Source organism: Hymenobacter rubripertinctus (assembly GCF_003583925.1).
In the GTDB taxonomy this organism is placed as follows: Bacteria; Bacteroidota; Bacteroidia; order Cytophagales; family Hymenobacteraceae; genus Hymenobacter; species Hymenobacter rubripertinctus.
In genome coordinates, this window is sequence record NZ_QYCN01000003.1 from 188,013 (window position 1) to 210,619 (window position 22,607).

A 22,607-nucleotide genomic window follows, 5' to 3' on the forward strand; every position below is an offset into this window, starting at 1 on the left:
ATGACCGGTTTATTACCGCGCGCAAATGCCCCGATAGGCGCAGTACTGGCACTTATCGAGGTCGTCGGTTTTGCGGATGGGCTCGGCGGGGTCGAGGATGCGGCGCACCAGCTGGCCCAGCAGTTCCTCACTGTGCTGGATGAAATCCTGGCCGTCGGCGGTCAGGAAGCTCATATCAGCCGACATGGGGCCGGCGGGCAGGTTGCGCAGGGAAATGATGGCCGCGTCGGCGGCGGGGCGGCCCTGCTGGGTTAGCAGGAAGCGGTAGAGCCAGAGCTGGCGCACCTTGTCGGCCGAAGGAGTGGCGTCGGTGAGCAGGCGCTGCACGGCCTCGGCGGGGGCTTCGCCTTTCTTCCACAGCTTTAGCTCGTGGGCCTGCACGAGGCCCGTTTTGTAGTCCACTACCCGCAACTCGCCGTTGGGCAGCTGATCCACGCGGTCGGCGAGGCCGAACAGGCTCACGGGCAGCTTCTCGCCGTCGGGCAGGGGCACGTACACGGTGGCCTGGAGCGGTTCCTCCAGACTTTGCACGCGCAGGGGCAGGGCGTCTGCCTGCTCGGGCAGGCTCTCAAAATAGCGGCGGACCAGCTGGCTGGCTACCTGGCCGAGCACGTGGTTGAGGCCTTCGTCGGCGCGGGCGTGGCGGCCGGCTTCCTCCTTGCGCAATGCCTGGGCCACCATAATCGGGGCCTGGGCCACGAGGCCCGGAATATCGGCGGCCGTGAGGGCCGGGGCCTGGGGCGTCTGCTGCTGCGAAAACGGCGTCAGCAGCTCTTCCAGGGCCTCGTGCACCACCGTCCCGAACCCGTCGGGGCCGAGGGCTTCCTCCACTTCCTCGTTCTCCTTGAAGAGGGCAATCCGCTGGAAATAGAAACGCAGCGAGCAGCTCAGGTACTGGTTGAGAGCGGTGGGCGAAAGGCCTTTTTTGAGTAGCTCCCGCAGCGCCAGCAGCATGCCGGCGTCTTTTTCGAGGACGAGGTCGGTGGCTTCTTTTGAGCTATTAGCTGTTAGCTGTTGGCTGTTAGCTTCATTGAACGAAGAGCTATCAGCTAACAGCTCCAAGCTGTCAGCTGAGGAAGATACGGTCAAATCCAGCAGTTCCAACGCGGGGTTCTGGAGGGCCAGGTCGTTTTCGAGTTGGAGTAAAAAGCGGCTTCGCTCGCCGGTGCGGGTGCCCTCGGCCCCGGGCAGAATGTGGAGCAGATCGACTTGGCGCGCGCGCTGGAGCAGGCGCCAGAACTGGTGGGCGGTGGCGGCTTCGTGGTCGGCGTAGGTGGGCAGGCCAAAAGTGGTGAGCACGTCGTAGGGGAACAGGGAGCTGTGGCGCTTGGGGGCCGGCAGCACGTTCTCGTTGCAGCTCAGAATGATAACGTGGTCGAAGTCCAGGGCCCGGGTTTCGAGCAGGCCCATCACCTGCACGTCGGCAATGGGCTCCCCGCTGAAGGGCAGGCGGGTGCTCTTCATCTGCTCATACAGAAACCGTCGGAACGAGCGCACCGACAGGCGCTGCTCCCGGCAATCGAACACCGAGTCGAGGCGCTTGACCAGCGTGAAGAACAGGTAGAGGTACTCGGCTTCGATGGCCGAATGCTGGTCCTGGTAGGCCTTTTTGAGCAGGTCGATGAGCGTGTAGCAGGCCCGGATGATGTCGTCGCAGTTGTCCCAGGTGGCAAACAGGGCGTGCAGCAGCTCGTGGCCGCCGCCCATTTCCACCAGCTCCTCAGCCGTGAGCAGCACCGCGTGGCGCTTAATAATGGTGCGGCACACCCTATCGAGCAGGCCGTGGCCGGTGGGGTCGGGCTGCTGGTTGAGCCAGCCCTGGTAGCGGCGCAGAAACGGGTGCTGGAGCAGCTTGCTCACGGCCAGGTGGTGGTAGCGGGGCACGCCGTAGCCGGTTTCCTGGGAACCCTCGCGCACGCCGGTCAAATGCACTTCAAACAGCAGATCCACGAGGTTGAACAGGGGCGTGCTCTGGAAGTTGAGGCCCATGGTCACGTTGTACTCAGGCACCTCGCGCGGGGGCAGGCCGTGGAGCACGGGCAGCAGCAGCGTTTCGTCGGGCAGCACCACGGCCACCTTGGCGTGGGGGTTGGCTTGGCGCGAGGCGGCCAGCAGCTGGCCGGCTACCTTGCCCTGCATGGAGGCGTTGGCCACGCCCACCAGCCGCACGGTGCGCGGGAGTTGGCGCAGCAGCTCGGCCGGCCCCCCGAAGTTCTCCCAAGGCAAATCCAGCACCTCCTGGTAGCGGCGCAGGTGCTGGCCGGCGCGGTTGGGCGAGCCGCCTTCCAGGTAGAACGCGTCGCCATCAAAATACACTTCGGCCCGGCCCGCCTTGCGCAGCCGCCGGATCAGCCGCTCCTCGGCCTTGGAGAGGAAGCCCAGGCCCACGAACACGTGGCGGGCCAGTTCCTCGCCGGTTTCCAGCCGCTCGCGCACCCGGCGCTGGGCCAGGCGGTAGGCCAGACCGGGGTAGGCGAGGCGGTCCTGGCGCATGCGCTTTTGCAGGCGGCGGTACACTTTCTCCAGGTCGTCCCAGAAGCGGAAGTAGGCCGTGGTGGTGGTCTGGGGCTGGAATTCGGCCCCCAGGTCCCAGCGCTCCAAAGCCTTGGCCTGGCTCAGGTACTCGAACACCTTGCGGGGCGAGGCCAGGTTCTGGTCGAGGCTGGAGAAGTCCTGGAGCAGCAGCGCCGACCAGCCCACGAACTGGTCGAATTCGAGCTGGGGGTCGATGTCGCGCAGGATTTCAAACAGCAGCAGCTGCAAGGCAATGGGCTCCTCCACCTGCACGCCGGCCAGCTCCACCATGTAGTCTTCCATGGCCGCCACCCGGGGGCTCCACACCGCCTGCCCGGCCTCGGCGGCCAGGCTCAGCTCGTTCTGCAAGTACACCACCGCCCGCCGCGTGGGCACCACCACCACCAAATCCGACAGCTCGCCGGTGGGGCCGTACTGGGCCACCAGCTCCCGGGCAATGCGCGCCAGAAAGGGCGTGGCATCGGGCAGGGGCACGGCGGGCGGCAGGGGCGGAGCGGCGGCGAACAGGGGGAGGTCGGAGTGGGAAGCGGGCATGCGCGGCGGGTCAGGAATTCTACTGAAAGGTACAGTACCTTTCGCTCAGAAACCGGCTTCTGCTCGCAGAAAAACCCAAGTTTCGCAGCACGACGTAGGGGCGGGGCTTGCCCCCGCCCGCCATTGCACGGTAGCGTTGAACGCTGAATGAAGGCCGCGCGCTTCGTTTCAGCGGCGGGCGGGGACAAGCCCCGCCCCTACGTCGTGCTGCGCAACCTGAGTTAATAAGGACTCTTTTGATTCGCCTAACCGCATGCCATTCACCGTTCAACAAATCATTATTCCGCCGCCGCCACCACCCACAGTTTCTTGGTGGGAGGACGCACGCAGCTTGGTATTGCTGGCGCTGCTAGCCATACCGGTTGTGATTCTAGGAGTAGGGGCTTTACTGGTACTGGGAATTGGTTACGGCCTGTGGCAGGCTGGTGCGAAAATTACTCTGAGTATCCGGAAACTGTTTGGCTATCAGCCGCCCCCAGAGCTGCCCCCCGTTCCGCCAGAGCCCACGGTTTTATTCCAGGGGGCGCAACTGCAATTAGTGGCTGCCGACCAGGACTGGGATGTGGAAGGGCCAGAGTTTGGAGCGTGGCTGGAGCAGTGGGGTTATTTGGAAGAAGAAGAAATAGTCCCCAGCCTTTACCGCCTGCAAACAAAACCCGAGGTTCCCGGCCTGCACGGGCAGCTCGTGAGCGACTTGTGTCGCGAATGGCCCGAGGGCATTTTCCTGCAACTCGTGGAGTCCCGCCCCGGCCAGATACCGGCGGCCACTACCTGGCTGGTATACCTGGATTTTACCACCCTACAATGGGAGCGGCTGACTGAAACGGCAGACTATTACCTGCTGCCCAACGCGGCGGGGGCGGAGCACGGCCTGTTTGAAGGCCTCAGCCTAACGCAGGGCCGGCTGGAGCTGCGGGTGCAAATGCCCGGCTAGTGGCCCAGCTCCATCACGGGTTCGGCGGCCTCGGCGGTAGCCGCCGGGGCTACGTAGCGGGCCAGGGAGCGGGCGGCCAGGCCCAGGCTGATGAGCGTGAGCAGGGCGGCCAGCAGGAAGGGCGCGCCGGGGAAGTACACCGGCGCGCCGGGACTGGTGTAGAAGGAGAACAGGCTGGTCATGAGCACTGGCCCCACAATGGACGTGAGGCTCATCAGGCTGGTGAGGGCACCTTGCAACTCACCCTGCTCATCGGCGGGCACCTGGCCCGAAATAATGCCCTGCAAGGCCGGGCCGGCAATGCCGCCCAGGCAGTAGGGCACCAGAAAGGCGAACATCATCCAGCCCTTGCTGGCAAACGCGAACAGCACGAACCCCACCGCGTAGAGCAGCATGCCCAGGTACACCGAGCGTTGCGGGCCTAGGGCCGGGTTGATGCGCCGGATGAGCACGCCCTGCACCAGGGCCACCAGCAGGCCCACCGTCGCCAGGGAGTAGCCCACCCATTTCTCGGTCCAGCTGAATTTCTCCATCACGTAGTACGACCACGTGCTCTGGGTGGCGTGAGCGGCCACGTAAATGAAGAGCAGCGAGGCCACCAGCCCCAGAATAACGGGGTAGCGGGCCAGCAGCTTAAGGCTGCCCACGGGGTTGGCCCGCTTCCAGGAAAACGGCCGCCGCCGCGCCAGGGGCAACGATTCGGGCAGCACGAAGTAGCCGTACACCACGTTGAGCAGCGTGAGGCCCGCGGCGGCCAGAAACGGCAGCTGGTGGCTGTATTCGCCCAGCACCCCGCCCAGCAGCGGCCCCATAATGAAGCCCAGCCCGAAGGCGGCCCCGATCAGCCCGAAGTTCTGGGCCCGTTCCTCGGGCTTCGACACGTCGGCGATGTAGGCCGAGGCGGTGGTGATGCTGGCCCCGGTGATGCCCGCAATCAGCCGGCCCACGAACAGCCAGCCGATAGTGGGGGCGAAGGCCAGAAACAGGTAATCGAGGCCAAAGCCGAGCAGGGACGTGAGCAGCACGGGGCGGCGGCCGTAGCGGTCGGAGAGGTTGCCCAGCACCGGCGAAAACAGGAACTGCATCACGGCGAAGGCAAACACCAGCCAGCCGCCCACCTTGGCCGCCTCGCTCACAGTGCCCCCATTCAGGTGCTGAATCAGCTTGGGAATGACGGGGATGATGATACCGATGCCCGTGACATCCAGCAGCAGGGTGATAAAGATGAAGGTGAGGGCCGAGCGGGGAGCGGTTGGAGTAGCGGTGGGTTCCATGAAGGCAGTGAAGGCAGGGCCGCAAAGGTAGGCGGTTTCGGGGGGCTTGGGAGCAGCTGATTGAAAGGGTCCGCCGACGAACAGAGCGCCTTACAGGATAGAGAACCGCATAAAGGCAAACAGAACGTCATTCCGAGCGGAGCCAGGAATGACGTTCCTTTCTATACCCTACTCCCACTCCACCACTTCCCGGGTGTCGAAGTAATACAGCACGCAGCGCACTTCCGCAAAGCCGAGCTGGCGGAACAGGGCCGCGTACTGCTGCAAGGGTACCCGGTGGCGGAATTCGGCCGGGGGTTGCTTGAAATCGAGCAGCGTGACGCGGCGGCCAGTGCCGCCGGGCGCGGTTTCAAACACGATGCGGTCGGGCTTGTAGTCCTGCTTGCGGGTGCCGCCCACCAGGATTTCGCGCTCCGCCTCGGCCTCTACCCGGGCACTGAAGTAGTGGGCCAGCTGCGCGTTATCCACCACTTCGCGCAGGCGGCGCAGCAGTTCGGGCCGCTCCTGGAGGCTGATGATGCCTTCGGCCGCGAGCTGGGCCGCCACGCGGTCCGCGTCGGTGGCCTGCTTCACCCGGCGCAGAGCGTAGTGCAGGCGACGGTTCCACTCACGCTGCGCCTGCTGCTCATCAAAATCAAACACCGTATTGGCGTGCTGGCGCAGGCGCAGGCGCTTTTCCCAGGGCGTACTGGTCAGGTTGGTCAGCGGCAGGTCGTGGTTTTCGTTGTTCGTTATTGGTTTTTCGTTGTTCGTTTTTGGCGGCTGACTTGGAGTTTCGTTGCCCGAAAAGCTATCGGCTAACAGCCCCGGGCTACCAGCTAAAGAATAAGCCATCTGCTCCTCATTCCACAGGGTGGTGCTTACCAGGTAGCGGTGCAGCAGCTCGGCCACGGTGCCGGCGGGCTTGTCGAACGAGGCCGCGTCGTCGTCGTCGTTGCGGGCGGCCTTTTTGGCGGGTTTGGGCTTCCTGCTGATGACGTAGAGACGGTGCCGGGGCCGGGTGAAGGCCACGTACAGCATGTTCAGGCCCTCCAGAAAGGTTTTTTCCAACTCCTCGGTGTACTGCCCGGCCAGGGGCGTGAACAGCAGATCCTGCTTCTGGCTGAGCACGGCCACCCCGGGCATGTCGGGCACCGGCCGGTCGGCTACTTCCGGCAGCCGCCCCCAGAGCAGGGTGCCCATAAACGGCCGCAGGCTCCAGTCGGCAAACGGCACAATCACTACTCCGTAGGCCAGGCCCTTGGCCTTGTGCACGGTGGTGATGGTGAGGGCGTTGCGGCCAGCGGGGGCGTTGATGCTCAGGCTGCCCTTCTTCTGGTCCCAGTAGGTGAGGAAGTTGTTGAGGTTGTTGCCGTAGCGCAGGCTGTATTCCAGGGTCAAATCCAGGAACCGGAACAGGTACTCGCGTTCCGTTACCCGCTCCAGCAGCCCAAACAGCCCGATGAGGCGCTCGGTCAGCTCATAAAGGCCCAGGTTGCCGGTTTCGCCCTCCTGCACGTCGTAGCCCAGGGCCCGCAACTCGTCAAAAAACGGCTCCGCCGACTCGGCATTGGCCAGCTCGGCCCAGCGCCGGGCGCGGTCGGGGGTGGGGGCGTGGCCCCGCACCACGCGGTCGACGAGCAGCAGGGCTTCGGCCCGGGCCAGCGTGTCGGCGGGCCGGTTAAGTACCCGAAACACGGAAACCAGCAGGTTCACCACATCCGCGAATTCCAGGGAGAGCGAATCGGCCGAAATGATGTCGTAACCCCGCTCTTTCAGAAATTTGGCGGTGCGCCGGCTGTTGCCCCGGGTCCGGCAGAGCACGGCCACGTCCTGGAGCCGAAAACCGTCGGCCAAGGCCTGCTCCACCAATTGCAGGGTCAGGTAGAGGGTGCTTTCGTGGTAGTCAAGGGTCTGGCCGGGCAGGTAACCGGGCAGCAGCGCGGGCGTAAAGGTGCCGGCCGCCGCGTCGTAGCGGGTGGCCGGGGCCTCGTCGTCGGTGAAGAGCAGCTCCACGTGAGCCGGGGCCGGCTCGGCTCCGGCCGGCAGCTGCTGGGTAAAACCGGCGTCAAACAACTCCTGGACCAGCGGCAGGGCAGCGTGGGTTTCGCTCACGTGCCCGAAAAAGACATTGTTGAACTCCACAATGGCCCGGCCCGAGCGGTAATTCACGTTCAGGTTGCGGGCCTCCAGCGCCTGGTCGATGGTCTGGTAGCGGTCGGCCAGGCGCTGGCGGGTTTCGGGGTCGGGCACCCGGTCGTAGAGGTGGTGGGTCTGCTGCTGGTAGAGGCGCAGAATCTGTTCCATCTCGCCGCCCCGCCAGCGGTAAATGGCCTGCTTGGCGTCGCCCACGGCCAGGTTGAGGTGGCCGCTGCCCAGGGCATTTTCCACCAGCGGCAGCAGGTTGTTCCATTGCAGCACCGAGGTATCCTGAAACTCATCGATGAGCAGATGCTGGTACCGGTCGCCGAGCCGCTCATACAGGAACGGCACCGGCTCGTGCAGTACAATCTGGGCAATGCGGCGGTTGAACTCGGCAATCAGCACCACGCCCCGGTCGCGGCTGAGCTGCTCCACGGCCTTGCTCAGCTCGCTGAGCAAGCTTACCTGAAACACGTAGGGCAGCATCCCGGCGGCCAGCAGGTAGCTGGGCAGCAGGCGCTGCCGGACCTCCTGGAGGCGCACGAAGATTTGGGCCAGCACCGGGGCCACGGCCGCCACGTCGTGCTCGCGGCCCTGCTTTTTAGCGGCAGCGCTGCCCCATTTATCAGTTTCCACGGTTTTGAGGGCGGTGGCAGTCGGGAAGGACGCCCCGGCGGCGGGCGCTTCCAGCCAGCGGTGCCAGTTGTGGAAGTGGCCGTACACGCCGTTGGCCCCGCTGGCCAGGTGCTCGGCTTCTAGTCCGGCATTGGCCAGCGTTTCGAGGGCCACGGCGGCGGTTTGCTGCACGAGCACCTCAATTTCCTGCTTGCGCAGCTTCAGCCCCTCGTGCAGGCGGCGGTAATCGGCCAGACTCAACTGCTGCAACTGTTGCATGGCCTCGTGCACCGGTTCGCTGAGCAAAAACTGCCCGAACTCGACCAGCTCTTCGGGCAGGTTGTTCCAGGTTTTGCCTTCCTCGGCCTTATTGAGGGCGAAATCGGAAATCGTACGCGAGAGTAGGGCCGCGTTCGGGTCGCGGTTCACCCGGTCCAGCACCAGGGCCACGGCCCCTTGCAGCACGGTGGCGCTGTCGAGCTCCACCTCAAACGTAGCCGGCAGCCCCAGCTCGCGGGTAAAAGCCGTCACGATGCGCTGCACGAACGAGTCGATGGTACTCACCGCGAAATCGGCGTAGTGGTAGAGGGCCAGCCGGAACGTGGCCTGGGCGCGCTCCTGCACCACGCGCCGGCGCTCGGCCGCCGTGGGCAGGTGGGCCAGCGGGCCTTCCTGGTGCAGCTCCTCGGCAATATCGGTCAGCAGCGGGTCGTGCTGGCCGGCGGGCAGGCGGGCAAACCGGCGCAAGGCCCCCAGAATCCGCTGCTTCATCTCGCCCGCCGCGTCGTTGGTGAATGTGATGGCCAGAATGCTCTTGAAGTACCCCGCCTCCTCCGAGCCCAGCGCCAGCTTCAGGTATTCCTTGGTGAGCTGGTAGGTTTTGCCCGAGCCGGCCGAGGAGGAGTAAATGCGGAAAGTGGGCTGGGAAGGCATAAAGGGAAGACGCTAAGGTAAGACGACCGTGCTGATGGCAATGGGCAGCAAAGCAGGGGCAAACGGCTGGTTAAGCGCTGCATGTCACCCCACCGGTCCCCACAAGTAGTCGCGCATGGGCTGCTCAATCCGCATCGGGCGCTTACTGATGGCGTCCAGCAGCACCCACTGGGTCTCGGCTTCGCAGAGCAGCTTGCCATCGGCGGCCCGCTCGATGCGCACGAAGCGCTGGCACTGGGCGCCGCGCACTTCGCCGATCCAGGTGGTGCAGCGCAGCTCGTCGTGCAACAGGGCCGGGTGGCGGTACTGAATGCGGTGCTCCCGCACGACCCATATATAGGAGTGTTCGGGGGTGCCGGCCGGGTAGGCAGCGTGCCAGTGCGCTACGGCCGTTTCCTGCACCCAGCGCACGTATTGCACGTTGTTGGCGTGGTCGAAGTCGTCGATGTCGGTGAGCTGCACCGTTAAATGGTGGGCGAAACGGAAGGCGGGGGCGGCGGGCATTTTCATAGGAGCCAAAGGTAGGGCCGCCGGCCCGGATGCGGCAGCGCGGGCGCGGGGCATACTAAAAAAACAGCGCCATCGTTGCTCCAACCTTCCATATCTAAAATATACCTGTATCTTTGGGCCAAGTTAAGAAAACGCAGTTTCGTTGTTTGGTTCAGTTCCTCTGTCAAGAGGGCGTAATCAAGCCAAGGGCCGCCTTTCTAACGAAAACATCCATCATCATCAGAGTACCCATGCAGACAGGAACTGTAAAATTCTTCAACGAAACCAAAGGTTTTGGTTTCATCAAAGTGGACGAGACCGGCGAGGACGTGTTCGTACACGTAACCGAGTGCATCGACGAAATCCGCGACCAGGACAAAGTTGAATTCGAAATCGCTCAGGGCCGTAAGGGTCCGAATGCCGTAAAAGTGAAACTGGCTTAGTTCTAAGCTCGCTTCCTTTTTAGGATAGCACACTGAAAAAGCAGGTTCCTTCGGGGAGCCTGCTTTTTTTGTTTTCGGAAAGGATGGGGAATTGGTGCCGTCATTCTAGCTTTTGCAAATAAAAAATCGTATCTTTGCACCCGCATTTGAGAACGGCCACGTTCCGCGCAGCTTGTGAGCTGCCTATTAGAAACTTGTTGGGCCGGCTTTGTCTTCCGTCTGTTGCTTCCGTCACTTGTCGTTGTGTTGAGTGGGAGAAGAGCGTCGCTGAATCCGCTGTTTTCAGAGCTTATCTCTTCACTCCATTAACACTGACATGGACCAGGAAACCCCGAAAGTAAAGTTCAGCGAGCTGACCCTCTCTGAAGAAATGCAGCGTGCCATCACCGAAGTTGGCTACGAAGAAGCATCCCCCATTCAGGCCGCCGGTATTCCGGTCCTGCTCGCAGGCCGCGACGTAATCGGCCAGGCCCAGACGGGCACCGGCAAAACGGCCGCCTTTGCCATTCCCGCCATTGAAATGGTCGATACCGACTCGCGGGAAGTGCAGTGCCTGGTGCTCTGCCCCACCCGCGAGCTGGCGGTGCAGGTTTCGGGCGAAATCCAGAAACTGGGCAAGTACAAGCGCGGCCTGGCTGTAGTTCCGATTTACGGTGGCTCCTCCTACGACCGGCAGTTCCGGGCCCTGGAGCGCGGCGTACAAATTGTAATCGGTACCCCCGGCCGCGTGATGGACCACATCGAGCGTGGTACGCTCAAGCTGGAGCATTGCAAGATGATCATCCTCGATGAGGCCGACGAAATGCTGGACATGGGCTTCCGCGACGACATCGAGACGGTGTTGAAAAAGATGCCTGAGGAGCGTCAGACGGTATTCTTCTCCGCCACGATGAGCAAGCCCATCATGGAGATGACCAAGCGCTACCAGAAGGATCCGCAGATCGTGAAGGTCAACCATCAGGAAATGACGGTGACCAACATTGAGCAGAGCTACTTCGAGGTGCGCGGCCCCCAGAAGAAGGATGTGCTCACGCGCCTCATCGACATGTACAACATCAAGTCGGGCATCGTCTTCGCCAACACCAAGCGCATGGTCGATGACATTGTGGGCGACTTGCAGGCCAAAGGCTACTTCGCCGAGGGGCTGCACGGCGACATGGGCCAGCAGCAGCGCCAGAACACGCTCGACAAATTCCGTAAAGGCACCCTCGAAATCCTGGTAGCCACCGACGTAGCCGCCCGCGGCATCGACGTGGAGAACGTGGAAGTAGTGGTTAACTACGACCTGCCCGCCGACGAGGAATACTACGTGCACCGCATCGGCCGTACCGGCCGGGCCGGCAAGCAGGGTAAAGCCTTCACCTTCGTGAGCGGCCGCGACATCTACAAGCTGCGCGACATCATGCGCTTCACCAAGGCCACCATCAAGCAGGAGCGCGTGCCGTCCTTCGAAGATGTGTCGGAGGTGAAAACCACGCTCATGCTCGCTTCCATTAAGGGGGTTATTGAAAAAGGCAACCTTGAAAAGTACGTAGGTCGCGTTCAGCGGCTCATCGACCAGAGCATTGACGAGAACATCACTTCGCTCGACATCGCGGCCGCTTTGCTGAAGATGACGATGAAGGAAGACAAGCGGGCCCAGGAAAGCCTCGACGCCAGCCGCACCCAGGGTGCCGCCCGTGCCGGCTTCACCCGCCTGTTCGTGACCATGGGCAAGAAGGACCGCCTGCACCCGCGCGACATCGTGGACCTGATTGCCGAAAACACCAGCCTCACGGCCGCTAAAGTGGGCGACATCGCCCTCTACGACAAGTTCAGCTTTGTAGAAGTACCGAACGAGTTCGTGGAAGAAATTGTGGCCCAGCTCGGCCGCAGCTCCATCCAGGGCCGGCCGGTAGCCTTCAACATCGCTACGCCCCGCCAGGAAGGCGACGCCCAGCAGGAAGGTGGTACCCGCGGTGGCGGCGACCGTCCGCGTCGGGCTCCCGGCGGGTTCGGCGGTGGTGAGCGGCGCGAAGGCGGCGGCTCCTACGGCGGTAACCGCGGCGGCGGCAGCTACGGCGACCGTCGCGAGGGCGGCGGCTCCTACGGCGGCAACAAAGGCGGCGGCTCCTACGGTGGCAACCGCGGCGGCGGCAGCTACGGCGGCAACCGCGACGGGGGCAGCTCTTATGGCGGCAACAAAGGCGGCAGCAGCTACGGCGGCGGCTACAAAGGCAAGCGCCGCGACGACGAATAAATCACGGATTGACGCTGATTAATCGTAATTTCACTGATTGCTTGTTGCTGATTCCTCAAAAAAAGCTGCTTCTCCGGAAGCAGCTTTTTTTGTTGGGGTCGGGCCGAGGAGTTGGTTTGTTGGACGTGATAACGGTTGATTGTGGCTGGAATGTGCTAGCAGGTTTGGCCACCGCCGGGCCGCTTGGCCAAACGGAAACCAGAACGCCCCCGCTTCAGTGAAGCGGGGGCGTTCTGGTAAGGTAGTGGCACTGAAAAATCAGTGAAATCCCGATCAATCAGCGGCAGTCAGTGCGTTACTTCTTGGCGGCGTCGCGCAGGTCACGGATTTCGTCGTGGCCTTGCTTGATGCCGGCGGCCTGCTTCTCGATAACCGATTTGAGGTCGGCCGGAATGTCCTGAATCTTCTGGGCTTTCTCGTAAGCGGCTTTGGCGTAGTCCTCGCCCCGCTCACACTCGGCCAGGATGCTGTAGCGGTCCTTACCGGTAATCAGGCCCTTCAGGTTGATAAAGGCGCGGTGTACGGTGCCGGTAATGGACGACTCTTCGTCGGGCTTCAGGTTCAGCTTGTACATTTTATCCTCCAGCTCCGTGATATACTCGGCGCGCTGGGCGGCATATTTCTTAAACGTCTGCTTCAGATCCGCGTCTTCCACGTCGGTCATGGCTTCGGCGTAGCCTTTCTGGCCGTCCTTGAGGGTTTCAATCAGTTCGTTCAGGCCGGCTTGCAGTGCTTTAGCTTCCATAAGGAAAGGGGATTTAGATTAGGTGGAGTTGGAAAGATCTTAGTGACCCTCTTTACTGCCAATCTGCCGCCCGGGTTGCCGGAAGCCATTATTTTGCAACCTAACCCGCCTGGCTCATGGCCCGGCCGGCGAGGTGGCCGGTGGTCCAGGCGGCCTGGAAATTGAAGCCGCCGGTGATGCCGTCCACGTCGAGCACTTCGCCGGCGAAGTGCAGGCCCGGCACGAGGCGGCTTTCCATCGTCTGCATGTTGATTTCGCCCAGCGAGATGCCCCCGCAGGTCACGAATTCGTCCTTGTAAGTGGTCTTGCCGCGCATGGGCAGGGCCGTGCGCAAGAGGGCCTCAATCAGCCGGTTCTGGAGCTTGGCGGGCAGCTCGTTCCAGCGCGTTTCGGCCCCGATACCGGCCTGTTCGGCCAGGGTGCGCCAGAGCCGCTGGGGCAGCCCGAACAGCGGGTTGCTAACGACTATTTTGCGGCCGTGGGGGCCGCGGTGCTCCTGCAAATGCTGGCGCAGGGTGTCTTCCGTGAAATCGGGGACCCAGTTGATGAGCGTGGTGCTTTGGTAGTTGAGCTCGTGGAGGCGGCGGGCACCCCAGGCCGAGAGCTTGAGCACGGCCGGCCCGCTCACGCCCCAGTGCGTTACGAGCACCGGGCCTTCGTATTCGAGCTTTTCGCCGGCTACCCGCACCCGGGCGCGGGCCACGCTCACGCCCGGCAGCTCGCGCAGGGGCGAGTCGGGCACGTTAAAGGTGAACAGGCTGGGCACGGGCTCCTGCACCGCGTGGCCCAGCTGCCGCAGCCAGTCGTACTGCGCCGATTTGGGCGCCCCGCCGGTGGCCACCAGCACCCGGGCCACCGCCAGCTCCGGGGCCAGCACCCGGGGGCCGCTGAGCACCAGCCGGAAACCGCCGCCGGTCAGAGGCTCAATGCGCTCGGCCGTGGTCTGGAGCAGGATTTCCACCCCGGCCCGGCGGGCGGCTTCCAGCAGGCACTGGGCAATGGTTTCCGACGAATCGGTGGTGGGAAACATGCGGCCGTCGGGCTCCGTTTTGAGGGGCACGCCCCGGCTTTCGAACCAGCGCACCGTATCGGGCGCGCCGAACTGCCTGAACGGTTCCTTGAGCTGCCGGGCTCCGCGTGGGTAGTGCTGCACAAGCTGGGCCGGCGTATCGGCGGCATGGGTTACGTTGCACCGGCCGCCGCCCGAAATCCGCACTTTGCTCAGCAGTTTACCGGTTTTTTCCAGCAGCAGCACCCGTAGCTTCGGGTTGGCCTCGGCGCAGGCAATGGCCCCAAAAAAGCCCGCTGCCCCGCCGCCCAGCACGGCTACAATCGTTCGTTCTTCCTTCACAGGGGCAAAGATAACCCACACCAACCTGTGTTCAGCAGAACTCCAGGGCCGCTACCACGTCGTCGTGGCGGAACTGGTAGCTGGTCAGGTCGCGCAGGAGAGAAGAGTCGATTTGCTTGCCGCCGGTGGTGCCTTCGGCGAACGTGGGTGGTTGCAGGTCCAGGCGGGTGGCGGCGGCGGTGTAGAAGGTGCGGCGGCTGGGGTGGCTGTTGGCGCTGGCGTTGAGCGTGTAACCCCAGAGGCCCAGTTCGAGAATGCGCACCAGCAGCCCCACGCAGTCGTGCAGATGAATCAGGTTGACGGGAGCTTCGCCGTGGGCCACGCCGCTGCGGCCGGCCATAAAGCGGCCCGGCGGCCGGCCCGGCCCCATGAGCCCCGCCAGGCGCACCACGGTGTGGGCGGGGCCTTGGAACAGGGCTTCGGCGCGCAGCAGCGGCGTTTCGGCTTCCAGGCTGGCGCGGGCATCGGGCTCCTGCATCAGGCGGGCCTCGTCGGGGTAGACGCCGGTGGAGCTCACCAGCAGCACGTGGGCCACGCCGGCGGCGGTGGTGGCCTCGGTTACCAGGCTCAGCAGCGCCGGGTAGGCTTCCGGTGAGCCGGCCCCGCGGGTGGGCGGCACGTTCAGAATCAGCGTTTCCACGCCCTGGAGCAGGGCTTGCAGCGTATCGGTGTCGGTGAGGGTGGGGGTGGGGGCCAGGCGCAGCAGGTAGGGCCGGATGCCGGCGTCGCGCAGGGTCAGGAGCTGGCCGGGCGTGGTGGTGGAGCCGTGGACCGGGTAGCCGGCCGCCACCAGGGCGCGGGCCAGGGGCAGGCCCAGCCAGCCGCAGCCCAGCACGGCCACGGTGGGAAGAGCAGCAGAAGGAGCGGGTTGAATCATGCGGGGTAAAGGTGGCAAAAAAACTTTCCCGGGCAAGCAGGCCGGCAAGGAATCCGCAAACTGTTACCTTGCGCTCCAACAAGTAGGCAAGCATACTACCTCTGGCCGACCCATACGGCCGGTGTTCTGAGTTTCCCATCGACCTTGAGCCCCGCGTGCGGTGGCGGCCCAATGAGGCCGGACAGTGGTAGGAGCATCCTGATTTTTGCCATCTACTTTTCCCACTTCACCCTTTCTTCCGCTTATGTCTACTGCGCATCCCTACGCCCAACCCATGCTCCGCGACAATGCCCTCCAGGGCAAAACCATCGTGGTGACGGGCGGCGGCACCGGCCTCGGCCGGGCCATGACCACCTACTTCCTCCAACTCGGGGCCAACGTGGTCATCAGCTCCCGCAAGCTGGAAGTACTCGAAAAAACGGCCACCGAGCTGCGCGAGCAAACCGGCAACGCTAACGTGCTGGCCGTGCAGTGCGACGTGCGCAAGTACGACGAGGTAGAAGCCCTGCTCGAAAAAACTATCAGCACTTATGGCGGCGTCGACGTGCTGCTCAACAACGCGGCCGGCAACTTCATCAGCCCCACCGAGCGCCTCAGCCACAAGGCTTTCGACGTGATTGTGGACATCGTGCTTAAGGGCTCCTACAACTGCACCCTGGCCTTTGGCAAGCGCTGGATTGCCGATAAGAAGCCCGGTACCATCCTCAACATCGTGACCACCTACGCCTCCGTGGGCTCGGCCTTCGTGGTGCCATCGGCGGCGGCTAAGGCCGGCGTGCTGGCCATGACGCGCTCCTTGGCCGTGGAGTGGGCCAAGTACGGCATCCGCTCCAACGCCATTGCGCCCGGCCCGTTCCCAACGGAGGGTGCCTGGAGCCGCCTGTTCCCCGAGCCCCTGGCCTCCCAGCTCGACCCGGCCGCCAACGTGCCCCTCAAGCGGGTGGGCAGTCACCAGGAGCTGGCCAACCTGGCCGCCTACATGGTGTCGGATTTCTCGGCCTACATGAACGGCGAAGTCGTGACCCTCGACGGGGGCGAGTGGCTCAATGGGGCCGGCGAGTTCAACAAGCTCGAACTGCTCACCTCCGAAATGTGGGACCAGATCGAGAAGACCATGCGCCGCTAAATCACAGATGTTACAGATGGTGCAGGTAAAAGGGATTCGTTCTGCCAGCAGAACGAATCCCTTTTACCTGCACCATCTGTAACATCTGTGATTATAGTTTGTACCCCTTGAAGCCCTTGGCAAACTCGGGGGCCGGGATGGGTTGGTTGGCCACTACGTCGTTGAATTCGAATTTCTCGAACAGGCCTTTGTCGTCGTGGACCTGCACGACCAGGGGCAGGAAGAGCTTCTGATCCACGCAGAGCAGCACGCGGCGGCCGTAGGCGTTGGGCACCTGGAGCATTTTGCCGGCCGGCACGACCGTGCCGGGGCTCAGGTCGTTGCGCTCCAGAATGCGGTATTCGCCGCAGCCGAACTTCTCGGCAATAGCGCGGGTGCTTTCGGCCTTGGTGGGCTTGTAGCTCACGTACCGGAACTGCGGGTACACGGAGCGCAGCACGTAGGCCGCCCGCCCCTGTACGATGGTGTCGGCGGTGTAGCGGAAGGTTTTCTCGAAGCCCGGAGTCAGGCGCTGATCCGAGCCGTCGAGCATTTCGGCAATGGTGCCGTAGCCGGCTTCCAGGGCACTATGGTGCTGACTTTTGCGCATGATGGAGCCCTCCGGGTCGAGGCTCAGCGTCACGTAGGGGAAGCTGTTGGGGTACACCCAGGCGTCGCCGTTGTTCTGGCCCGTTACGTAGAGCACCTCCACGCCCTTCTGGTTGCGCAGGTACACTTTGTAGGGTTTGAAGGTCATCTTCATCTCCGTCCGGGCCTGCTGATAGACCCCGCCGATGCGCTCCTGGGCGCGCACGTTGCAGCGCAGCGTTTTCAGGTTCTCAATGGTGCTGCTGAGACGATTGATAATGGCGTCCGTCGTGATTTTGGGGTCGGCGGGAACGGCGGCGGTGCTGCCCAGGCCCAGTAGCAGAACGGGCAGCAGGCGGGAAGAACGAAGCATAGTGAAACGGTAAGAGTAGGGGTAGAGCTGGCCGGCAAGCAGAAACCGCGCCGGAAGCGGCCGGCTTTTGCTTGCCGGCTGGTTGCGGGCTAAAGCTAACGGATTGGTGGCAATGGCAACTTTTTGGGGCTTCAGCCAGAATACTCGTCCATGCACTTCACTGTTATCACCCCCACGCACAACCGCCGCGCCTACCTGCCCGAGGCTGTGCAGAGCGTCCGCGCCACCGTTACTGCGCCCCTCGATTTCTCCTTTGAACACCTGATCTGCGAAAATGCCTGCACCGACGGCACTGCCGAGTGGTTGCAGCAGGCTGCTCACGAGCCCGGAGCCCCGCTCCGCGTGCGTCGGCAGCCTGAGCTGCTCCGGGCCGGGCCGGCGCGCAACGTGCTCATCCGCGAAGAGGCCCCCGCCGAAACCTGGCTCGTGCCCCTCGACGACGACGACCTGCTGCTCCAGCGCACCCTGTTTCACTACGCCAGCCAGATCCGGCAGCACCCCGGCCGGCCGTGGCTGGTGGCCGACTTCCTGCGCGTGGACCAGGACCGCCGCTACCTGCCCGCCGACGATTACTACGCCTGGCAGTTCGACAGCCCCACCGACATGCTCCAGGCCATTTTCCGGGCCGAACATTTCATCCAGGGCAACGTGTGCTACAGCCGCCAGCTGTTCGAGGAAGTGAACGGCTACGACGAGCAAATCGAAATGGCCGAAGACCTCGACCTCTACGTGCGCTTCCTGCTGGCCGGCCACCTGCCCGTCATCTGCCCTCACATCAGCCACCTGCACCGCTTTCACAGCAGCAACGTGAGTATTGGCACCGATGCCGGCAAGCACGCCCAGGATCTGCGGGTTATCTATGATAAGTACGCCGGGCAGTTAGGGGAGATGGGAATAGAGCGGCCGTGAGGCAACTGCTGGAACATAGGTAATCGAGAGAGTTGATTATTTATCCACCACTACCCCGCCCTTTACCACCAGCTTCACCTGCCGCAACGCGCTGATATCCTGGGTTGGGTCGCCGGATACGGCTACCAGATCGGCCAGCAGGCCGGGCTTTAGCTGGCCGCGGTCGGGGAGCTGGAAGAGGCGGGCATTGGTGCTGGTGAGGCCGCGCAGAACTTGCAGTCTCGTCAGGCCGTACTCGCGGACCAGCAGCTCGGCTTCGCGCAGGTTGTCGCCGTGAGTGAACACGCCCACGTCGCCGCCAATGGCCAGTTCTACGCCGCTTTGCAGGGCGGCTTTCATGCTGAGGCGTTTTTGCTGAATCCGGTCGGGCTCGGCGCCTGTTCCTTTCTGCCAGCCCCGGTACTGGGCAATGGCGTCGCCGGCGGCCACGGTGGGGCAGAGGGCCACGCCGCGCTGCTTCATGAGCTTGAATACTTCTAAGGTGCCGCCGTCGCCGTGTTCGATGGTCTGCACGCCGGCCAGGGTGGCGCGGCGCATGCCTTCGGGGGTGCTGGCGTGGGCCACCACGGGGCGGCCGGCGTTGCGGGCGGTTTGCACGATGAGGTTCAGCTCGTCCTGGGAAAACGTGGGCCGGCTGGGCTCATTCGGTCCCCAGCGGTAGTCGGCGTACACCTTGATGATGTCGGCCCCCTTGCCGATTTGCTCCCGCACGGCCCGCAGCAGGCCATCCACGCCGTCGGCTTCCTGGGCACCCTGGAGCACGTCCACGTCGGCCGAGAGTTTGGGTCCGTAGCTGCCGGTAGCCACCAAAGCGCGGGTAGCCACCAGCAGGCGCGGCCCCGGAATCAGGCCCTGCTCGATGGCTTGTTTGAGGCCCACATCGGCGTAGCCGGCCCCCTCGCTGCCCAGGTCGCGGGCGGTGGTGAAGCCGGCGGCCAGCGTGGCGCGGGCGTGGGCCGTGGCGCGGGCCACCCGCAGCGCCTGAGATTCGAGCAGCACCTGGTCGTTCCAGGGCGTTTCGTTATAGGGGTGGAGCAGCAGGTGGCTGTGGCCCTCAATGAGGCCGGGCAGCAGCGTGAGGCCCGGCAGCTCCAGAACGCGGGCACCGGCCGGGGCGGTGAGCTGGGCGGCCGGCCCCACAGCTTTGATTTTGTCGCCCTCGGTGAGCACGGCCCAGCCGGGGTGCAGGGTTTCGCCATCGAACACGGCGGCGGGCCGTAGCAGCAGGGCCACGGGTGCGGGCGCAGCTGACGGTTGAGCCAGGGTTGGGCCGGCAGTCAGCAGGAAGGCAATCAGGAGTAGAATCGGACGCAAGGGCAGGGCGGAAAGCGGGTGAAGCAGGGGCTTAAAGCTACGGCTGCTTCCGCAAATCGTACGACAGGCCCACCTGCGCATCCCAGATGAACAGGCGTTGGTTTCCAAAGCGGAAATCCGCGTCATCCACCGGCAGGCTGGTAAGCAGCAGGCGGGGGTGAAACAAGGCTTCTACATTGAACCGGCTGCCGCCCAACTGCCGATACGTGAGCGACGACCACAGGCCAACCCCCGCTTTGGCTTCCGTGCTCCGCTCCCGGGCTCCCACGAAGTAGAGCCCTGCGCTGGGTCCGGCCAGCAATTCCAGCCGGGGCGCGAGCTGCATCCGGCCCGCCACGAAGCCTTGCAGGGAATAGAGCGAATTGTGGTACTCAGTGATGGCGCGGGGGCGGCCCGCAGGATCGAATGGATCAGCATTCGGCAAAAACTCCCGGTAATTCTGGCGGTTGCGGGCCGCCGTCAGGCCCACGCCCGCCGCCACGTGGCGGCCCAGGGGAAACACCGTATGTAGCCCCCCGGAAGCTGCGCCGGTAAACGAATTTTCGCCCACCCGGGTATAGCCGCCCGTGAGCAGCACTTCCTGACTGAAAGCAGAAGTAGCGGCGAGAAAAAGCAGGAACAGGGCAGATAGAAATTGAGTCATAAGTGGGTAAGTCACTAAAAAGTAAAGCAGCCGCCACTCGGGAAGTCAGGAGGAGAGTGAAGTGCAAAAGCGAAGGAAGTGAAACCTAGCGCTACGACGGCGGCCAGAATTTTTATAGCGGGCAGTTCGCGCAAAAAAAAGGGCCGCCCGGGGTAAAAGTCGCTGTAACAACTTCTGTCGCGGGCGGCCCTTCCGGGTGGGTGTACTCCCGGTTCGAAGGGTCGAGGAAAACAGGGAGCCGGTTTATGATTTGGTAGGTTATTTTTTTTGCGCAGAAAAATAACCTACCAAATCATACGTGGTCGTTACGCCTTTTTGCGCTTCACTTTTACCTTTTTCACTTTTTGGTTGGAATCCGAACCGGCGGCCGCTTCGGGGCCGCCCACGAGAGTCATTTCCTTTACAAGGTGGCCGGCCCCGGCGTACTTGTCCACCACGAAGAGCATGTAGCGCACGTCGAGGGTAATGTTGCGCACCCGGTCGGGGTCGAACATGATGTCGGACATGGTGCCCTCCCAGTTGCGGTCGAAGTTGGTGCCGATCAGCTCGCCTTTTCCGTTGATGACGGGCGAGCCGGAGTTGCCGCCGGTGGTGTGGTTGGTGGCGATGAAGGCCACCGGCACGGAGCCCTTGTAGGCGTAGGGGCCGTAGTCCTTGTTCTGGTACAATTCTGCGAGGCGGGCCGGCACCTCAAACTCGGGGTTGGTGGGGTCAGCCTTCTCCATGATGCCGTCGAGGGTGGTGTAGAAATCATACTTCACGCCGTCGGCGGGCTCGTAGCCGGCTACCTGCCCGTAGGCGAGGCGGAGGGTGGAGTTGGCATCGGGGTAGAACTTGCGCTCCGGTTGCTGGAGGCGCTGGCCGGCCAGGTAGGTGCGCTGGAGCAGGGCAATCTGGTCGGTGGCCGCCGAGTAGGTGGGCAGGATGGCCGCGCGGTAATTGCCCACAACGGCCGCCGCGAGCTGGGCGGCGGGGTCCTGGCGCAGGGTTTCGGGCTTGCCGTTGGCCACCGCATCAAGCACGGCCAGGGCGCTGGCCTGGTCGGTGAGGCGCGACTTACTGAACAACTGGGCCGCGTAGGCGTCCCAGCCGGTGGCGGCGTACTGCTGGCTGAGCGTCTTCACGTAGGTGGGCAGCAGGGCGGGCGGGGTGCCGGTGGCGTAGAGGGGCAGCAGCTGGGCGGCTACCTTCTGGTCGGTGGGGGCATTGTAGTTGCGGAAGAAACCGGCTACACCCTTTTTGGCTTTTTCCACGGCCGCCTTCAATTCGGCGGCGGGTACTTTCTGATCCACCAGGTCCAGAAGTGGGAGCAGGCTGTTGGCGTAGCTCACCAGCTCCACGCCCAGGGCCGCCTCGCTCACGTAGTCGCGGGCCAGGGTATAGTCGCGGGCGCTGGCGTAGCTGCGCTTCAGGTCGGGAAGCAGGGTGGCGAAGGCGGCCCGGCGGGCGGCGTCGCCCGATTCGGCCCAGCGCTGGAACTCGGCTTCCTGCTGCTGCTTCACGCGCACGGCATCGAGCTTTTTGAGGCCCCGGTTCTCCCCGATCCACTTTTTCCAGTAGTTGGCGATGCTGGCGTACTTGGCCGCGTACTGAATCCGCACCTTGTCGGAGGCCTTCATGTCGGCATCCAAAACCTTGAGCTTGGCGTCGCGGATGGCAATTTTGGCCGGGTTCGATACCGCGTAGGTTTCCTCCACGCCCCAGCTGGTGAGGTATTCGTTGGTGCGGCCGGGAAAGCCAAACACCATCGTGAAGTCGCCGGGCTGCACGCCGGCCAGGGAAATGGGCAGGTGGTGACGGGGCTTAAAGGGCTTGTTGTCGGGCGAGTAGGGGGCGGGCTTGTTGTCGGGGCCGGCGTAGATGCGGAAGATGCTGAAGTCGCCGGTGTGGCGGGGCCAGGCCCAGTTGTCGGTGTCGCCCCCGAATTTGCCGATGCTGCTCGGCGGCGCGCCCACCAGCCGGATATCCTGGAACACCTCGGTCAGGAACAGGTAGTACTCGTTGCCGTTGAACATGGGTCGTACGAACGCCTGGTAGCCGGTGCCCTGCACGGCGGCCTGGGCCACGCGCTGGCTGTTGAGCTGCACCAGTTTCTCCCGCTCGGCCTCCACGATGCCCGTGGTGGGCACGCCGGCCAGCACCTGGCTGGTCACGTCCTCCATGCGCACGATGAAGGTGGCCGTCAGGCCGGGGTTGGGCAGTTCCTGGTCGCGGCTCATGGCCCAGTAGCCTTTGGTGAGGTAGTCGTTTTCGACGGAGGAATGCTGCTGAATCTGGCCGTAGCCGCAGTGGTGGTTGGTGAGCAGCAGGCCCTGGTCGGAAATGATTTCGCCGGTGCAGCCACCGCCAAACTGCACGATGGCGTCTTTGAGGCTGCCTTGGTTGATAGAGTAAATCTGCTCGGCGGTGAGCTTGAGGCCTTTTTTCTGCATGTCGGCCTCGTTGAGCTGCTTGAGCAGCAACGGCAGCCACATGCCCTCATCGGCGCGGGCAGTTAGGGCAGTAAGGAAAGTAAGGGCCAGCAGCGCCAGCCGGGTACGAAGGAGCATAAAAACGAAAAAGGGTGGAGGTATCAGGACGCGAAA

The 22,607-nt window shown here is 63.6% G+C and carries 16 protein-coding genes; 5 read left to right on the forward strand and 11 right to left on the reverse strand.

Going from position 1 to position 22,607, the window contains the following annotated elements:
* Nucleotides 1–12: 12 nt before the first annotated feature.
* A complete protein-coding gene (locus tag D0T11_RS03015) occupies nt 13–3,069 on the reverse strand; it encodes a PD-(D/E)XK nuclease family protein (RefSeq protein ID WP_119654305.1) in 3,057 nt (1,018 codons plus the stop codon).
* Nucleotides 3,070–3,607: 538 nt separating this feature from the next.
* On the opposite strand from D0T11_RS03015, the gene D0T11_RS03020 reads away from it, so the two are divergent.
* Nucleotides 3,608–4,003 carry a hypothetical protein gene (locus D0T11_RS03020; RefSeq protein WP_147374498.1) on the forward strand — a complete coding sequence of 132 codons (396 nt, stop codon included), beginning with the start codon at nt 3,608–3,610 and terminating at the stop codon, nt 4,001–4,003.
* On the opposite strand, the gene D0T11_RS03025 is transcribed toward D0T11_RS03020, so the two are convergent.
* The 3 genes from D0T11_RS03025 to D0T11_RS03035 all read right to left on the reverse strand — a co-directional run bounded on the left by D0T11_RS03025 (nt 4,000) and on the right by D0T11_RS03035 (nt 9,456).
* On the reverse strand, nt 4,000–5,277 hold the full coding sequence (locus D0T11_RS03025) for a TCR/Tet family MFS transporter (RefSeq protein WP_119654307.1): 1,278 nt from the start codon (nt 5,275–5,277) through the stop codon (nt 4,000–4,002). The two genes, D0T11_RS03020 and D0T11_RS03025, sit on opposite strands and share 4 nt — an antisense overlap.
* Nucleotides 5,278–5,445: 168 nt before the next feature.
* A complete protein-coding gene (locus D0T11_RS23310; RefSeq protein ID WP_119654308.1) occupies nt 5,446–8,946 on the reverse strand; it encodes a UvrD-helicase domain-containing protein in 3,501 nt (1,166 codons plus the stop codon).
* An 84-nt stretch (nt 8,947–9,030) separates the two neighbouring features.
* Complete coding sequence (locus D0T11_RS03035) at nt 9,031–9,456, reverse strand: acyl-CoA thioesterase (RefSeq protein ID WP_119654309.1); 426 nt, start codon at nt 9,454–9,456, stop codon at nt 9,031–9,033.
* Between the two features lie 230 nt (nt 9,457–9,686).
* Between D0T11_RS03035 and D0T11_RS03040 the strand changes: the two genes are divergently transcribed.
* Together D0T11_RS03040 and D0T11_RS03045 are read left to right on the forward strand one after the other, a co-directional pair.
* Nucleotides 9,687–9,878, forward strand: a complete 192-nt coding sequence (locus tag D0T11_RS03040) for a cold-shock protein (protein ID WP_019947277.1) — start codon at nt 9,687–9,689, stop codon at nt 9,876–9,878.
* 316 nt (nt 9,879–10,194) lie between these two features.
* Nucleotides 10,195–12,117, forward strand: a complete 1,923-nt coding sequence (locus D0T11_RS03045) for a DEAD/DEAH box helicase (RefSeq protein WP_119654310.1) — start codon at nt 10,195–10,197, stop codon at nt 12,115–12,117.
* A 295-nt stretch (nt 12,118–12,412) separates the two neighbouring features.
* Here the strand turns inward: D0T11_RS03045 and D0T11_RS03050 are convergent, their stop codons facing one another.
* From D0T11_RS03050 to D0T11_RS03060, 3 genes are all read right to left on the reverse strand, one after another.
* A complete protein-coding gene (locus tag D0T11_RS03050) occupies nt 12,413–12,862 on the reverse strand; it encodes a PA2169 family four-helix-bundle protein (RefSeq protein WP_119654311.1) in 450 nt (149 codons plus the stop codon).
* A gap of 100 nt (nt 12,863–12,962) precedes the next feature.
* Complete coding sequence (locus tag D0T11_RS03055; protein ID WP_245990585.1) at nt 12,963–14,213, reverse strand: BaiN/RdsA family NAD(P)/FAD-dependent oxidoreductase; 1,251 nt, start codon at nt 14,211–14,213, stop codon at nt 12,963–12,965.
* Between the two features lie 31 nt (nt 14,214–14,244).
* The gene (locus D0T11_RS03060) at nt 14,245–15,090 is read right to left on the reverse strand and encodes a Rossmann-fold NAD(P)-binding domain-containing protein (protein WP_119654312.1); all 846 of its coding nucleotides are present in this window, start codon (nt 15,088–15,090) and stop codon (nt 14,245–14,247) included.
* A 244-nt stretch (nt 15,091–15,334) separates the two neighbouring features.
* Here D0T11_RS03060 and D0T11_RS03065 point away from each other — a divergent pair, with 244 nt between their 5' ends.
* Nucleotides 15,335–16,216 (forward strand): SDR family oxidoreductase, encoded by an 882-nt coding sequence (locus tag D0T11_RS03065; protein ID WP_119654313.1) that lies wholly within the window; start codon nt 15,335–15,337, stop codon nt 16,214–16,216.
* Nucleotides 16,217–16,307: 91 nt separating this feature from the next.
* Here D0T11_RS03065 and D0T11_RS03070 read toward each other — a convergent pair whose 3' ends face one another.
* The gene (locus D0T11_RS03070) at nt 16,308–17,156 is read right to left on the reverse strand and encodes a DUF1571 domain-containing protein (protein WP_147374499.1); all 849 of its coding nucleotides are present in this window, start codon (nt 17,154–17,156) and stop codon (nt 16,308–16,310) included.
* A 150-nt stretch (nt 17,157–17,306) separates the two neighbouring features.
* Between D0T11_RS03070 and D0T11_RS03075 the strand changes: the two genes are divergently transcribed.
* Nucleotides 17,307–18,065: a glycosyltransferase family 2 protein gene (locus D0T11_RS03075; protein ID WP_119654315.1), complete on the forward strand. Its 759-nt coding sequence runs from the start codon at nt 17,307–17,309 to the stop codon at nt 18,063–18,065.
* Nucleotides 18,066–18,101: 36 nt separating this feature from the next.
* On the opposite strand, the gene D0T11_RS03080 is transcribed toward D0T11_RS03075, so the two are convergent.
* From D0T11_RS03080 to D0T11_RS03090, 3 genes are all read right to left on the reverse strand, one after another.
* On the reverse strand, nt 18,102–19,370 hold the full coding sequence (locus D0T11_RS03080) for a metal-dependent hydrolase family protein (protein ID WP_380282867.1): 1,269 nt from the start codon (nt 19,368–19,370) through the stop codon (nt 18,102–18,104).
* 46 nt (nt 19,371–19,416) lie between these two features.
* Nucleotides 19,417–20,022: a hypothetical protein gene (locus D0T11_RS03085; RefSeq protein ID WP_119654317.1), complete on the reverse strand. Its 606-nt coding sequence runs from the start codon at nt 20,020–20,022 to the stop codon at nt 19,417–19,419.
* 305 nt (nt 20,023–20,327) lie between these two features.
* A complete protein-coding gene (locus D0T11_RS03090; RefSeq protein ID WP_119654318.1) occupies nt 20,328–22,571 on the reverse strand; it encodes a S46 family peptidase in 2,244 nt (747 codons plus the stop codon).
* Nucleotides 22,572–22,607: the final 36 nt, after the last annotated feature.

What these genes read in the sequence shown, in the direction of transcription:
- D0T11_RS03040 (WP_019947277.1), top strand. Translation starts at nt 9,687, where the DNA reads ATGCAGACAGGAACTGTAAAATTCTTCAACGAAACCAAAGGTTTTGGT.
- D0T11_RS03035 (WP_119654309.1), bottom strand. Translation starts at nt 9,456, where the DNA reads ATGAAAATGCCCGCCGCCCCCGCCTTCCGTTTCGCCCACCATTTAACG.
- D0T11_RS03065 (WP_119654313.1), top strand. Translation starts at nt 15,335, where the DNA reads ATGTCTACTGCGCATCCCTACGCCCAACCCATGCTCCGCGACAATGCC.
- D0T11_RS03045 (WP_119654310.1), top strand. Translation starts at nt 10,195, where the DNA reads ATGGACCAGGAAACCCCGAAAGTAAAGTTCAGCGAGCTGACCCTCTCT.
- D0T11_RS03085 (WP_119654317.1), bottom strand. Translation starts at nt 20,022, where the DNA reads ATGACTCAATTTCTATCTGCCCTGTTCCTGCTTTTTCTCGCCGCTACT.
- D0T11_RS03050 (WP_119654311.1), bottom strand. Translation starts at nt 12,862, where the DNA reads ATGGAAGCTAAAGCACTGCAAGCCGGCCTGAACGAACTGATTGAAACC.
- D0T11_RS23310 (WP_119654308.1), bottom strand. Translation starts at nt 8,946, where the DNA reads ATGCCTTCCCAGCCCACTTTCCGCATTTACTCCTCCTCGGCCGGCTCG.
- D0T11_RS03090 (WP_119654318.1), bottom strand. Translation starts at nt 22,571, where the DNA reads ATGCTCCTTCGTACCCGGCTGGCGCTGCTGGCCCTTACTTTCCTTACT.
- D0T11_RS03015 (WP_119654305.1), bottom strand. Translation starts at nt 3,069, where the DNA reads ATGCCCGCTTCCCACTCCGACCTCCCCCTGTTCGCCGCCGCTCCGCCC.
- D0T11_RS03075 (WP_119654315.1), top strand. Translation starts at nt 17,307, where the DNA reads ATGCACTTCACTGTTATCACCCCCACGCACAACCGCCGCGCCTACCTG.
- D0T11_RS03060 (WP_119654312.1), bottom strand. Translation starts at nt 15,090, where the DNA reads ATGATTCAACCCGCTCCTTCTGCTGCTCTTCCCACCGTGGCCGTGCTG.
- D0T11_RS03070 (WP_147374499.1), bottom strand. Translation starts at nt 17,156, where the DNA reads ATGCTTCGTTCTTCCCGCCTGCTGCCCGTTCTGCTACTGGGCCTGGGC.
- D0T11_RS03025 (WP_119654307.1), bottom strand. Translation starts at nt 5,277, where the DNA reads ATGGAACCCACCGCTACTCCAACCGCTCCCCGCTCGGCCCTCACCTTC.